This window comes from Nonomuraea maheshkhaliensis (assembly GCF_039529435.1).
Classification (GTDB): domain Bacteria; phylum Actinomycetota; class Actinomycetes; order Streptosporangiales; family Streptosporangiaceae; genus Nonomuraea; species Nonomuraea maheshkhaliensis.
In genome coordinates this window covers 1-12,291 of sequence record NZ_BAAAMU010000047.1, presented here as the reverse complement: position 1 = coordinate 12,291, position 12,291 = coordinate 1, and the positions used below count along the sequence as shown (strand labels likewise).

The 12,291-nt window shown below is 72.1% G+C and carries 11 protein-coding genes; 7 read left to right on the top strand and 4 right to left on the bottom strand.

What is annotated here, in order from left to right; genetic code table 11:
* The first annotated feature begins 4 nt into the window (after positions 1-4).
* From ABFX54_RS28310 to ABFX54_RS28295, 4 genes are all read left to right on the top strand, one after another.
* Positions 5-817 carry an HlyD family efflux transporter periplasmic adaptor subunit gene (locus ABFX54_RS28310; RefSeq protein WP_346109594.1) on the top strand — a complete coding sequence of 271 codons (813 nt, stop codon included), beginning with the start codon at positions 5-7 and terminating at the stop codon, positions 815-817.
* Positions 818-827: 10 nt separating this feature from the next.
* Entirely contained in the window at positions 828-3,083 is a 2,256-nt protein-coding gene (locus tag ABFX54_RS28305) for an NHLP family bacteriocin export ABC transporter peptidase/permease/ATPase subunit (protein ID WP_346109593.1), read from the top strand.
* Positions 3,084-3,085: 2 nt separating this feature from the next.
* Positions 3,086-6,013 (top strand): NHLP bacteriocin export ABC transporter permease/ATPase subunit, encoded by a 2,928-nt coding sequence (locus tag ABFX54_RS28300; RefSeq protein ID WP_346109592.1) that lies wholly within the window; start codon positions 3,086-3,088, stop codon positions 6,011-6,013.
* 129 nt (positions 6,014-6,142) lie between these two features.
* On the top strand, positions 6,143-6,487 hold the full coding sequence (locus tag ABFX54_RS28295) for a YciI family protein (RefSeq protein WP_346109591.1): 345 nt from the start codon (positions 6,143-6,145) through the stop codon (positions 6,485-6,487).
* A gap of 65 nt (positions 6,488-6,552) precedes the next feature.
* Here the strand turns inward: ABFX54_RS28295 and ABFX54_RS28290 are convergent, their stop codons facing one another.
* Genes ABFX54_RS28290 through ABFX54_RS28280 form a run of 3 tightly spaced genes read right to left on the bottom strand, consistent with a single transcriptional unit; the run spans position 6,553 to position 8,977 of the window.
* Positions 6,553-6,738 (bottom strand): hypothetical protein, encoded by a 186-nt coding sequence (locus tag ABFX54_RS28290; protein ID WP_106236399.1) that lies wholly within the window; start codon positions 6,736-6,738, stop codon positions 6,553-6,555.
* Complete coding sequence (locus ABFX54_RS28285; protein WP_346109590.1) at positions 6,735-7,613, bottom strand: class I SAM-dependent methyltransferase; 879 nt, start codon at positions 7,611-7,613, stop codon at positions 6,735-6,737. Before ABFX54_RS28285 ends, ABFX54_RS28290 begins: the two co-directional genes overlap by 4 nt.
* Positions 7,610-8,977, bottom strand: a complete 1,368-nt coding sequence (locus ABFX54_RS28280; protein ID WP_346109589.1) for a cytochrome P450 — start codon at positions 8,975-8,977, stop codon at positions 7,610-7,612. The genes ABFX54_RS28285 and ABFX54_RS28280 overlap by 4 nt, the downstream gene beginning before the upstream one ends.
* A gap of 306 nt (positions 8,978-9,283) precedes the next feature.
* On the opposite strand from ABFX54_RS28280, the gene ABFX54_RS28275 reads away from it, so the two are divergent.
* Genes ABFX54_RS28275 through ABFX54_RS28265 form a run of 3 tightly spaced genes read left to right on the top strand, consistent with a single transcriptional unit; the run spans position 9,284 to position 11,499 of the window.
* Positions 9,284-9,658 carry a hypothetical protein gene (locus tag ABFX54_RS28275; protein WP_346109588.1) on the top strand — a complete coding sequence of 125 codons (375 nt, stop codon included), beginning with the start codon at positions 9,284-9,286 and terminating at the stop codon, positions 9,656-9,658.
* 48 nt (positions 9,659-9,706) lie between these two features.
* A complete protein-coding gene (locus ABFX54_RS28270) occupies positions 9,707-10,648 on the top strand; it encodes an ABC transporter ATP-binding protein (RefSeq protein WP_346109587.1) in 942 nt (313 codons plus the stop codon).
* Complete coding sequence (locus ABFX54_RS28265; RefSeq protein ID WP_346109586.1) at positions 10,645-11,499, top strand: ABC transporter permease; 855 nt, start codon at positions 10,645-10,647, stop codon at positions 11,497-11,499. Before ABFX54_RS28270 ends, ABFX54_RS28265 begins: the two co-directional genes overlap by 4 nt.
* Here the strand turns inward: ABFX54_RS28265 and ABFX54_RS28260 are convergent.
* The coding region (locus ABFX54_RS28260) for a cytochrome P450 (protein WP_346109585.1) at positions 11,492-12,291 on the bottom strand (800 nt) is incomplete at its 5' end. The two genes, ABFX54_RS28265 and ABFX54_RS28260, sit on opposite strands and share 8 nt — an antisense overlap.

Sequence of the window (12,291 nt, the reverse complement as noted above, 5' to 3'; positions counted from 1 at the left end):
GGCGATGAAGTTCCGGTTCAAGGCGCTGCAGCGGATGCGCGAGCCCGACGAGCTCGACTCGCCGACGCTGCTGGCCTCGCCGCGCGGGTGGATCGCCACGTTCGTGGTGCTGATCATCGTGGCGGCGGCGTCCGTCTGGTTCTTCGTGGGGCGGCTGCCGGTGACGGTGTCCGCGGCGGGGCTGCTCACCCATCCCGCGGGCACCGCCCGGCTGCAGAGCCCGTACGGCGGCACGGTCCGCTCGATGCTGGTCCGCCCCGACGAGGCGGTGCACAGGGGCCAGCAGGTGGCCGTGATCACCGTGGACGGCGGCAGGGACCGGCCGGTGCACAGCCCGTTCACCGGCCGGGTGGTCGCCTTCTCCGCGGTGGACGGGCACGTGGTCGGGCCCGGTGAGGAGCTGCTGCTCATCGAGCGCACGGACACCGCCGACGACCGGCTGGTGGCGATGTTGTTCGTGCCGGTGGACCGGGCGATGGGCGTGGTGCCGGGCAAGCCGGTGGACCTGTCGGTCTCCTCGGCGCCGCCCGGCGCGTTCGGGCTGCTGCGCGGCCGGGTGCACTCGGTCAGCTCCTATCCGGTCATGCTGGAGCACGCGGCCGACCTGGTGGGCGGCCTGGAGGCGGCCCGCGGCTATCTCAAGGGCGTCCCGGCCAGGCTCGTCATCGTCGATCTCGAACGCGACCCCGGCACGCCGTCCGGTTACGCCTGGTCCACCCAGAAGGGGCCGCCGGCGCGCCTGCAGTCGCAGGTGTCGGTCGCCGGCGCGATCGTCCTGGGCAGTCAAACCCTGTTCGACCTGCTGCTCGGGCGCTGAAGGGGGAGATGTGACGACCACGAGCGCTCCCGCGCAGGCGAGCCCGCAGGCCCCGCCACCGTCACCGCCACGACCTGCCAGGCGGTGGCGGTGGCGGCGGCGCACGCCCACGGTGATCCAGATGGAGGCGGTGGAGTGCGGGGCCGCCTCGCTGGCGATGATCCTCGGCTATTACGGCAAGTTCGTCCCCCTGGAGGAGCTCCGCTCGGCCTGCGGCGTCTCCCGCGACGGCGCCAAGGCGTCCAGCGTGATCGCCGCCGCCCGCCGCTACGGGCTGATCGCCAGGGGCTTCCAGATGGAGGCCGAGGACCTGCGCTCCCTGACCGGGCCCGCCATCGTGTTCTGGGCGTTCCAGCACTTCATGGTCCTCGAAGGGGTGCGCGCCAGGTTCGGCAGGAAGGCCGTGGCGGTCAACGACCCGGCCGGCGGCCCGCGCATGATCGACTGGGACGACTTCGACTCCGGCTTCACCGGCGTGGTGCTGACCTTCGAGCCGGGACCCGGCTTCCGGCCCGGCGGGCGGCCCACCCGCGTCGGCCAGGCGCTGCTGACCCGCCGCATGCCGTCGGGGCGGGCGCTGCCGCTCGTGCTGCTGGCCAGCCTGCTGCTGGTCGTGCCCGGCATCATCGGGCCCGCGTTCAGCCGGGTCTTCATCGACCGGGTGCTGACCGGGCGCGACCCGGGCTACCTGCTGCCGCTGCTGTTCGGCGTGGGCTTCACGGCGCTGGCGGTGTTCGTGCTGACCTCGGTGCAGCGGCACTACCTGCTGCGCATGGAGATCAGGCTCGGGCTGGTCAGCTCGGCCCGCTTCTTCCGTCACCTGCTGCGGCTGCCCGTGGAGTTCTACCTCCAGCGCCGCCCCGCCGAGGTGGCCAAGCGGGTGCAGGCCAACGACACCGTCGCCGAGATCCTCTCCCGCGACCTGGCCATCACCCTGGTCAACCTGGTGCTGGTGCTGTTCTACGGCATCGTCCTCATCCGCTACGACCTGCTGCTCGGCCTGGTCGGGGTGGGGATGGCGCTGGTCAACATCCTGGTGCTGCGGCAGGTGTCCAGAGCCCGTACGGACGCCGTGGCCGCGCTCCGCGCCGACCTGGGCAACCTCACCTCGACCACGTTCAACACCCTGCAGCTCATCGAGACCGTCAAGGCCACCGGCGCCGAACCCGCCGCGTTCCAGCGCTGGGCGGGCTTCCTGGCCAAGGCGGTCACCGCCAAGCAGCGGCTGGGCGTGGCCACGGCCACGCTGACCGTCGTGCCGCCGCTGCTGGCCGGCGTCAACAGCGGGCTCATCCTGCTGATCGGCGGCCTGCGGGTGGTGGACGGCGTGATCAGCGTCGGCATGCTGGTGGCCTTCCAGACCCTGCTCACCTCCCTGTCCAGGCCCGTCACGCAGCTCACGAACCTGGGCGGGCAGCTGCAGGACATCTCCGCCGACGTCTGCCGCCTGTACGACGTCGAGAAGTACCCCGTGGCCACCACCTTCGAGCGCCGCGAGCCCGTACGGGAGCGGGCCGAGGGCCGCCTGGACGGCCGGCTGGAGTTCGACCGGGTCACGTTCGGCTACAACGCGCTGTCCACGCCCGTGATCAAGGACCTGTCGTTCACGCTGGTGCCGGGACGCAGGGTGGCGATCGTCGGCAACTCCGGCAGCGGCAAGTCGACCGCGGGCAAGCTGGCCGCCGGACTCTACGTGCCGACCTCGGGCCGGGTGCTGCTCGACGGCCTGCCCAGGGAGGACCTGCCCAGGGAGGTGGTGGCGGCGTCGGTCGCGTACGTGGACCAGGACATCACCCTGTTCGAGGGCACCGTGCGCGACAACCTGACCCTGTGGAGCGACGACGTGCCGGACGAGGTCGTCGTCTCCGCGCTGCGCGACGCCGCCCTGTTCGACCTGATCGCCACCAGGCCGGGCGGCCTCAACAGCGGCGTGCTGGAGGGCGGGCGCAACTTCAGCGGCGGCCAGCGGCAGCGCCTGGAGCTGGCCAGGGCCCTGTCGCTCCGGCCGACCCTGCTGATCCTGGACGAGGCCACCAGCGCGCTGGACCCGGAGACGGAGCGGAACATCGCCGACCACCTGCGCAGACGCGGCTGCGGCTGTCTCATCATCGCCCACCGGCTGTCCACCGTGCGCGACGCCGACGAGATCATCGTCCTCGACCGCGGCGAGGTGGTCGAGCGCGGCCGGCACGCCGAGCTGCTGGCGCTGGACGGGCACTACGCGGAGTTGCTCAGGAGCTCACGCAGGAACGGGGAAGGAACGTGACGATGCCGGCGCTCTCCGCGTTCTCGCCGTTCTTCACCGACGCGGCCACCCCGGTGGACTATTCCGCGGACAACCTGTTCGTCATGTCGGGCGTGCGTGAGGTGCTGCTGGTCGAGCAGGGGGAGGTGGACCTGTTCGCCGTGCGCCTGGAGAACGGGCGTCCGGTGGGCCGCTGGAACTACCTGTGCCGGATCCGCGAGGGCACGCTGCTGCCCGGCGCGCCGCGCGGCCCCCGGCACGGCATAGTGGGCCGTCCCGTGCCCGGCTCGCTCGTCTCGCGCGTCCCGCTGGCCAGGCTGCGCGAGCTGGCCGGCACCGGGCGCTCGGCCACGATGTCCACCGCCGATTACGGGCTGGCCGTCAAGCAGCTCGTACGCGGCCTGGAGGCGGGCATGGTCTCGCTGGCCACCGCGCTGCGCGACGGGCTGCCCCCGCGCGAGTTCGTCCCCCTGGCCTCGGACGCGGTCACCGTGCTCGGCCAGAACCGGGCCGCCAGATCGGTGGACGGCGTGCGCTGGCTCAGCGTCGAGGAGGGCGCGGTCGAGATGCCCGACGGCGTGGCCGGCGTGCTCACCGCGGGCGCGGAGCTGTCGGTGACCGAGCGGGACTGGGTGGTCGCCACCGCCCCTGCCCGGCTGCGCTCCAGGTCCACCTGGCAACTGCTGGCGGACGAGACGCTCTGGAGCCGCTGGGTGGAGCACGCCATCCGCTTCCTCTACACCGTGGACCGGCGCGTCGAACGCCAGCGGGCCCGCGAGCTGCGCTCGCTGGAGCGCAGGAAGGAGCAGGAGTCGGCCACCACCGTGGCGGCCAGGCGCAGCTTCGACACGCTCGTGCGCGACACCGAGGCCAGGGTGCGCCTGGCCGACGTCACCAACGACCCGCCGGCGCTGGCCGCGGCCAGGCTGGTCGCCTCGCACGCCGGCTTCACCGTCACCGCGCCGCCGCCGGGCGGCAGCAGGGAGGTCGATCCGCTGCAGGCCGTCGCCCTGGCCTCGGGAGTGCGGAGCAGGACCGTCCGGCTGGACGACGGCTGGTGGAAACGCGACATCGGCCCCATGGTGGGCTACCTGCGCGACGACGAGACCCCCGTGGCGCTGCTGCCCATCGGCTCGCGGTACGTGCTCGCCCAGCCGGGACAGAGCCGGGTCACCCCCGTCACCAGAGCGGTCGCGGCCACGCTGGCCAACAAGGCCGAGGTGCTCTACGAGCCGCTGCCGCGCGAGGTGCGCACCGTGGCCGGGCTGCTGCGCTTCGGGCTGGCCCGCAACGGCCACGACCTGTTCGTGCTCGCCTCGCTCGGCACGATCGTGGCCGTCATCGGCCTGCTCGTGCCCGCGATGACCGGGCTGGTGCTGGGCACGTTCGTGGCGCGGGCCGAACGCGACCTCATCGTGCAGGGCGCGGCGCTGGTCATCGGCGGCGCCTTCGTGGCGGGCGCGCTGTCGATCGTCCAGAACGTGGCCGCGCTGCGCATCGAGGGCCGCGCGTCCGCCCGGGTGCAGGCGGGGGCGTGGACCCGGCTGCTGTCGCTGCCCGTCACGTTCTTCGGCAGATACTCCACCGGCGAGCTGGGCACGACCGTGCTCGGCGTGAGCGCGGCCCAGGAGATGCTCTCCGGCGTCATGACCACGGCCACGCTCGGCCTGTTCGGGGGGCTGGCCAACCTCGTCCTCGTCTACGTCTACGACGTCCGCCTCGCGCTGCTCGCGACCCTGCTGGTGCTGGCCGGCGTGCTGGTGTGCGCGGTCGCCGGCTTCTTCGAGGTCCGCCTCCAGCGCCGCCTGTACGAGCAGGAGCAGCGGCTGTCGTCCCGGGTCTTCCAGCTCCTGTCGGCCGTGCCCAAGCTGCGCGTGGCCGCCGCGGAGGACCAGGCGTTCGCCGTGTGGACCCGCGACTTCACGCGGACCAGGGCCACCTCGGCCAAGGCCAGGCGGCTGCAGAACCTGGTGACCACGTTCAACGCGGGCTTCCCGCTCGTCTGCTCGTGCGTGATCTTCGCCGTGGCGGCCGGGCCCCTGCGCGGGCAGTTGCCGATCGCCGCGTTCCTGGCCTTCTTCACCGCCTTCAGCCTGCTCATCGCGTCCGTGCTGCAGTTCACCGGCGCCGCCATCACCGCCATGAGCATCGTGCCGATGCTGGAGAAGCTGGCGCCCGTCCTGGAGGTCGAGCCCGAGGACGACGCGGGCAAGGCCGACCCCGGCGACCTGTCGGGCCGCATCACCCTGTCCAAGGTCTCCTTCCGCTACGGCGCGGACGGGCCCAGGGCGCTGAGCGAGATCGACCTGTCGATCGAGCCCGGCGAGTTCGTCGCGATCGTCGGGCCGACCGGCAGCGGCAAGTCCACCATCCTGCGCCTGCTGCTCGGCTTCGAGCAGCCCGACTCGGGCAGCGTCATGTACGACGGCCAGGACCTGGGCGAGCTCGACCTCGGCGCGGTGCGCCGGCAGTGCGGGGTGGTGCTGCAGAACGGCGCCCTGCTCGCCGGCGACATCAGGCAGAACATCGTCGGCAGCACCAGCCACACGATCGACGACGCCTGGGAGGCCGCCGCGATGGCCGGCATCGACGGCGACATCACCGCCATGCCGATGGGCATGCACACCGTCCTGTCCGAGGGCACCCACACGCTCTCGGGCGGGCAGCGGCAGCGCATCATGATCGCCAGGGCGCTGGTCTCCCGCCCCCGCATCGTCTTCTTCGACGAGGCCACCAGCGCTCTGGACAATCCCGCCCAGAACGTCATCGCCGAGAGCACCCGCAGGCTCAACGCCACCCGCGTCGTCATCGCCCACCGGCTGTCCACCATCAGGGACGCCGACAAGATCCTCGTGCTGGACGGCGGGCGCGTCGTCCAGCAGGGCACCTATGACGAGCTGCTGGGCGACGAGCAGGGCCTGTTCGCCCGCCTGGCCCGGCGGCAGATCTAGCGGGCCGGTCAGGTGATGAGGTCGAGTTGAGGCGCTGCGACGTGGAAGGATGTCACGATAGTGCCGACCGGGGCTCTGCCCGCTCCTCGACGATCCCGAGGGCAGATCTCCTAGGAAGGTAGGCGACTGATGGACTTCGTGCTGCTGATCCACGGCGACGAGATGCTCTGGGACGCCTTCAGCGAGAGCGAACGCACGCGCATGGCCGAGGCGCACCGCCAGTTCGGCAGGGCGATGGTGACGGCCGGCGTCAAGGTCAAATATGGCGCGGGGCTGACCAGGTCCCGCGAGGGCAAGCTGGTCAGGCCCGACGGGCCGGCCGTGGCCGGGCCCTACGCGGTGGGGCGCGAGCAGATCGGCGGCATCTGGATCATCGAGGTCAAGTCCGCGGAGGAGGCCGAGGCGTGGGCGCGCAAGATGCCGTACGCGCCCGGTGACATCGTCGAGGTCCGCCCCTGCGACCCCACCGCCTGACGACCGCTCCGGGGCCGTCCGGAGCCCTCTGAGCGCTCCGGACGGCCCGTCGTCGGTAACTGGCGTCAGTAGCTGGGGCGGCGGCTGAGCACGATGCCCACGGCCAGGAAGAGCAGGCCGGCCACGCCGTACACGATGGCCAGGGACGTCGCGGGCGGCTGCTGGCTGGCGTTGACCACCGCCAGGCCGAGTCCGACGATCCCGCTGATATAGCAGAAGATCGCCACGAAGATCTTCCAGAACGGACTCATTGCGCATTCCTCCAGAACCTTGCGGGTTTCTCCGGAACTGTCTCCGGTACTGAGGGGGCCGGGCCTGGCGGCGCGGTCCCGGCGGCGGCGAAGCCGAGGAGCATGACCCAGGCGTCCGGGTCGGCCAGGAAGCGCCGCCAGCGGTCGGCGGCCAGGGCCAGCTCGGCCATCGACAGCGCGCCCGAGGCCACCAGCGGCACCAGCCGCTCGGGGCCCAGGTGCGGGGCGAAGGCGGCCGTGGGATGGGTGTCGTTCGTCGCGGCGAACGGGCGCAGCACCACGTCCGTGAAGCCGCTCTTGCGCAGCAGCCTGGTGAGCCTCCTGCCGATCTGACGGTCGCCTCCGGCGCCGCGCTGCGCCTGGGCCATCGTGGCGTGCACGGAGGCCAGCTCGGGATACATCGGATCGGCCAGGCCCCACAGCATGCTGTCCACCTCGACGGCGACGAGGGTGCCGCCGGGCCGCAGCACCCGCAGTGCCTCGGTCAGCATGGGCACGGGGTCGGCGAGGTGCTGCAGTACGTAGCGCAGCAGTACGCCGCCCACGCTCGCCGTACGCAGAGGCAGCCCGGCGCCGTCGGCGGCTACGAGCGGCGCGCCGCAGCCGCCCGCGTGGCGCAGCAGCCCCGCGTCCACGTCCAGCGCGATGACGGGCAGGCCGGGCTCGGCCGCGCGCAGCCTGCGGGTGATCGCGCCCGAGCCCGCGCCCAGCTCCAGCAGGGGGCCCGCGCGGGTCAGCCCGAGGTCGCGCATGATGCGCAGCTCCTCGTCGAAGGAGAGCGCCGCCTGGGCTTCGAGGCGGGCCAGCTCGCCGTCCACGCCGCCCCAGGTGGTGTTGGCGACGTCGTACGAGCCCGCCGCGGCCGGCGCGCTCACCGGGGCCTCGGAACCATCATCAGGCCGTGCCTGGGCCGCAGCGTGACCAGGGCCTCCGGCTCGACGGGGAACCCCGGCACCAGCTCCATGCGCAGGTCGCGCAGGATGACGGCGAGCACCAGCGTGGCCTCGACCAGGGCGAAGTGCTGCCCCAGGCAGATGCGCGGGCCGCCGCCGAAGGGCAGGTACTGGTGACTGAGGTGACGGGCCGCCTGTTCGGGATCGAAGCGCTCGGGGCGGTAGACGGCGGGGTCGTCCCAGTAACGCGGGTCGCGGTGCAGCACCCACGGGCTGACGCAGACCAGCGAGCCGGCCGGGATGTCGTAGCCGTCGATCACGTCGGCCGCCACGCTGCGCCGCGAGATGAGCCAGACCGGCGGGTAGAGCCGCATCGCCTCCTGCACGGCCTGCCTGCACCTGCGTAGCGCGGGCAGGTCGGCGGCCGTCGGCGCCCTGCCGTCCAGCACCTCGTCGATCTCCGCCCGGACGGCGGCGGCCGCCTCGGGGTGGCGGTCGAGCAGGTAGAGCGTCCAGGTCAGCGACTTGGCGGTGGTCTCGTGCCCGGCCATGACGATGGTCAGCACCTGATCCCGCAACTCGACGTCGGCCGGGCCGCCGGGCCCACCACCGGGCCCAGCACCGGGCCCAGCACCGGGCCCACCACTGGGCCCACCACTGGGCCCACCGGCGGGCCCTGCCGCCGCGGGTCCTGTGCCGGGGTGGGGGTGTCCGTCCGTGAGCAGGGCGCTGAGCAGGTCGTCGCCGGGTCCGCCCGCGCGGCGGGCCGCGATGATCACCCTGGTCACCTGGTCGAGGAACGCCCGCGCCCGCTGGAAGCCGACGTACCGCGCGGCCGTGTCGGCCGGGTCGGGGTCGTCGCTGGGTACGTAGTGCCCGATGAAGCGGTTGACCGCGTCCACCGCCCGGCCGAACCCCTCGCCCGCGCCGCCGATGTCGGTGCCGAGCATGGCCTTCACGATCACGGTCAGGGTGAGCGAGGTCAGGTCGTGGTCCACCCGTACCGGCCCGGACCCCCTCCACTGCGCCGCCAGCTGCTCCGCCGCCGCCACGATGACCTGGTCGAACCGGTTGACCTCGGCGGGCCTGAAAGCCGGCGCGCACCTGCGCCGCTGCGCCGCCCACTCGGCGCCGTTGCTGGTCAGCAGGCCGTTGCCGAGCAGCGGACGCAGCATGTCGTCGTCCGGTGTGCGGTCCTTGGTGTAGTTGGTCCCGTTCTCCTTGAGTACGTACCGCGCCAGATCCGGCCGGTTGAGCATGTAGACCGGCTCCCCGTCGGCGTCGTGGCGGGTGACGTCCCCGTGGGCCGCCATCGCGGTGACGAACTCCAGCGGCGCGTCTCGCATGGCCCGCAGGCTCTGGGTCCCCGCCGGTCCAGGCGGCACCCGGGGGGATACGTACGTCCCGGACATGAGCACTCCCGATGGCTTACGCAATTGAATGTTCCGATACGCATTTCCGGCCGCTGAATACGTATATGTATTTCGTACGGTTCCGGCCCGCGCATTTGCAGAGTACCTTTCATGCAGAGGTCCCTCAATACTTAATCAATGGCTCCGGAAATTAAGTCTGTGCACCCGGAATTCGGCGTGCAAGACTCCGTTCCGAGACGGCGCACCGGCGCCGAAGGGGAAAAGCTCCAGGAGGACGCAATGGCCCTGAATCCCAGAGAGCGGACCGAATTCGTCAACGCCTACACGCGAGTACTGATCACCGCGTGGTCGAGCGAGGAGTTCTCGGCCAAGCTCGACAGCAACCCGCGCGAGGCGCTGGCGGAATCCGGCCTCGAGGTTCCCGCGGGCGCCGAGATCAACGTCGTGCGCAACGTCCCGGACAACGCGCACGACTCCAACCTCGACGTCCAGGTCTCCCTGTGGGAGCGCGGGCTGGAGACGGGGACGTACGAGTTCCACATCCCCGAGACGCCGCAGATCGACATGGCCGAGCTGAGCGAGGGCGACCTCGACTCGATCGCGGCCGGCGTCGACATCAACTGCTGCTGCTGCCCGTGCTGCTGCTGCACCTGACCTGAGCCGCCACAGAGGTCTTCGCACGCCCGAGAGGAAGAGGAGATCATGTCCGACGATCAGGCGAACCCGATCCGCGTACGGGGGCTGCGCAAGCAGTACGGCTCCAGCCACACCCTGCGAGGCGTGGACCTGGACGTCCGGCCAGGAGAGGTGTTCGCCTTACTCGGCCCCAACGGCGCCGGCAAGACGACGACGGTCGAGATCCTCGAGGGCGTGCGCAGGCGTTCCGGTGGCGAGGTCCAGGTCCTCGGCCGTGACCCGGCCGAGGACGCGCCCCGGTGGCGCGCCAGGCTCGGCATCGTGCCGCAGACCACCGGCGCGTACACGGACCTGACGGTACGCGAGGTGGTCGAGCACTTCGCCTCCTTCTACCCGGCTCCGCTGCCCGTCGACCAGGTGATCGGCATGGTGGGGCTGGGCAGGCAGGAACGCAAGCAGACCCAGACGCTGTCGGGCGGCCAGCTGCGCCGCCTCGACGTGGCCGTGGGCGTGGTCGGCGACCCCGACCTGATCTTCCTGGACGAGCCCACCACCGGGCTCGACCCGGAGGCGCGGGCGGAGGCATGGGACCTGGTGCGTTACTTCGCCGACCAGGGCAAGACGACCGTGCTGACCACCCACTACCTCGACGAGGTGGAGGCGCTGGCGCAGCGGGCCGCCGTCATCGTCGCGGGCGCCATCGTGGAGACCGCCGCCGTGGCCGAGCTCGGCGGGCGGCGCGACGTGCCCGCCACGGTCAGCTTCACCCCGACCGGCGGCCTGAGCGCCGCCGGCCTGCCCGAACTGCCGCAGGACACGACCGTGGGCGCGCGGACGGACGAGATCATCACGCTGCACACCCACCGGCCCACGCGGGCGCTGGCCGTGCTGCTGCCGTGGGCGGCCCGCGAGGGCGTCGAGGAGCTGCGCGACCTGCGGGTCCACCGGCCCACGCTGGAGGACGTCTATCTCAAGCTGATCCGCGAGAACCAGGGGGAACTGTCATGACCAGCTCGGACGCCGTGGTCGCGGGACAGAGCCGCGCGGTCGCGTACGGCGGGGGCTCGGGGCTGTGGCGGGCGTCGGTGGCGCGCTCGTCGGTCGAGCTGAAGTCGTTCTTCCGCAACCGGCAGTCGCTGTTCTTCACGCTGCTGCTGCCGATCGTGCTGCTGCTTGTGCTCGGCTCGATCTTCTCCGGCACGGTGCCCGGCACCCACACCGACTTCAAGCAGATGTTCGTGGCCGGGATCATCGCCTGCGGCATCATGAGCGTCAGCTTCAACGGCCTGGCCATCAACATCGCGATCGAGCGGGACAACGGCATGATCCGTCGCCTGGCCTCCTCGCCGATGCCGAAGAGCGCGTACTTCGTCGGCAAGATCGTCCGAGTGACCGTGACCGGCATTCTGGAGGCCGCGATCCTGCTGGTCGTCGGGGTGGTCCTGTTCCACCTGCCGATGCCGTCGGACCCCGGCCACTGGATCACGTTCCTGTGGGTGCTGCTGCTCGGCGCGGCGGCCTGCTCGCTGCTGGCGGTCGCGTTCAGCTCGGTCATCCCCAACGCCAGGTCGGCGGCGGCGATCGTGACGCTGCCGTTCCTGGTGCTGCAGTTCATCTCGGGGGTGTTCTTCCCCTACAGCGAGCTGCCCGCCTGGATGCAGACGATCGCGGCGTTCTTCCCGCTGAAGTGGATGACGCAGGGGCTGCGCTCCGTCTTCCTGCCCGCGGACTTCGCCGTGGTGGAGCCCGCGCACGCGTGGGAGCTGGGCAGGACCGCGGTCGTGCTCGGCTCGTGGTGCGCGGCGGCGCTGCTGCTGAGCCTGCTGACCTTCCGCTGGCGCGGCGCGAACGTCAGGTAGTGAGGGTGAAGCCGGTCAGCCGCCTGGGCACCATGCTCGGCGCCCACACGGGCGGGTCGCCGACGGGACGCAGCTCCGGATACCTGGTCAGCAGGCCGCCGAGCAACAGCGCGCCGGCCTGCCTGACCAGCGGGGCGCCGAGGCACAGATGGGTGCCCGCGCCGAAGGCGAGGTGCGGGTTGGGCGAGCGCGACACCACCAGCCCGTCGGGCTCCGCGAACACCGCCGGGTCGCGGTTGGCCGCTCCGACCAGGGCCAGCACCCTGGCTCCCGCCGGGATCACGCCGCCGTCCAGCCGGACCTCCTCGGTGGTCACCCTGGCCGTGAACGGGATCGGCGACTCCAGGCGCAGCAGCTCGTCCACGGCCGACACGGCCGCCTCGTGGCTCTCGCGTACCTGCTCGGCGGCGTCCTTCCTGGGCAACAGCCAGTGCAGCGCGTTGCCCACCATCTCGGCCAGCGGCTTCCACCCGCCGACGACGGTGAGCGAGGCGATCCCGAGCATCTCCGCCCTGGTCAGCCGGTCATCGGCGGCCAGCCTCCCGAACGGCGACCCACCCGCCTTGCCCGCGTCCGAGTCTCCTGCGCCAGTAGCGGCCGAAGCCGCGGTCCGTACGGCCTCGGCCGCCGCGTCGGCGCGGTCGCCGAGGAAGCGGGTCAGCTCGCCCATCGCGGCCCGCCCCGCCGCCGCGGCCTGCGGCCCGGCCAGCGGGTCGAGGTTGACCGACACCCGCGCGGCCAGCACGGCGAAGGCGGCCTGGTCGGCGGCCGGCAGCCCGAACAGCTCGGCCA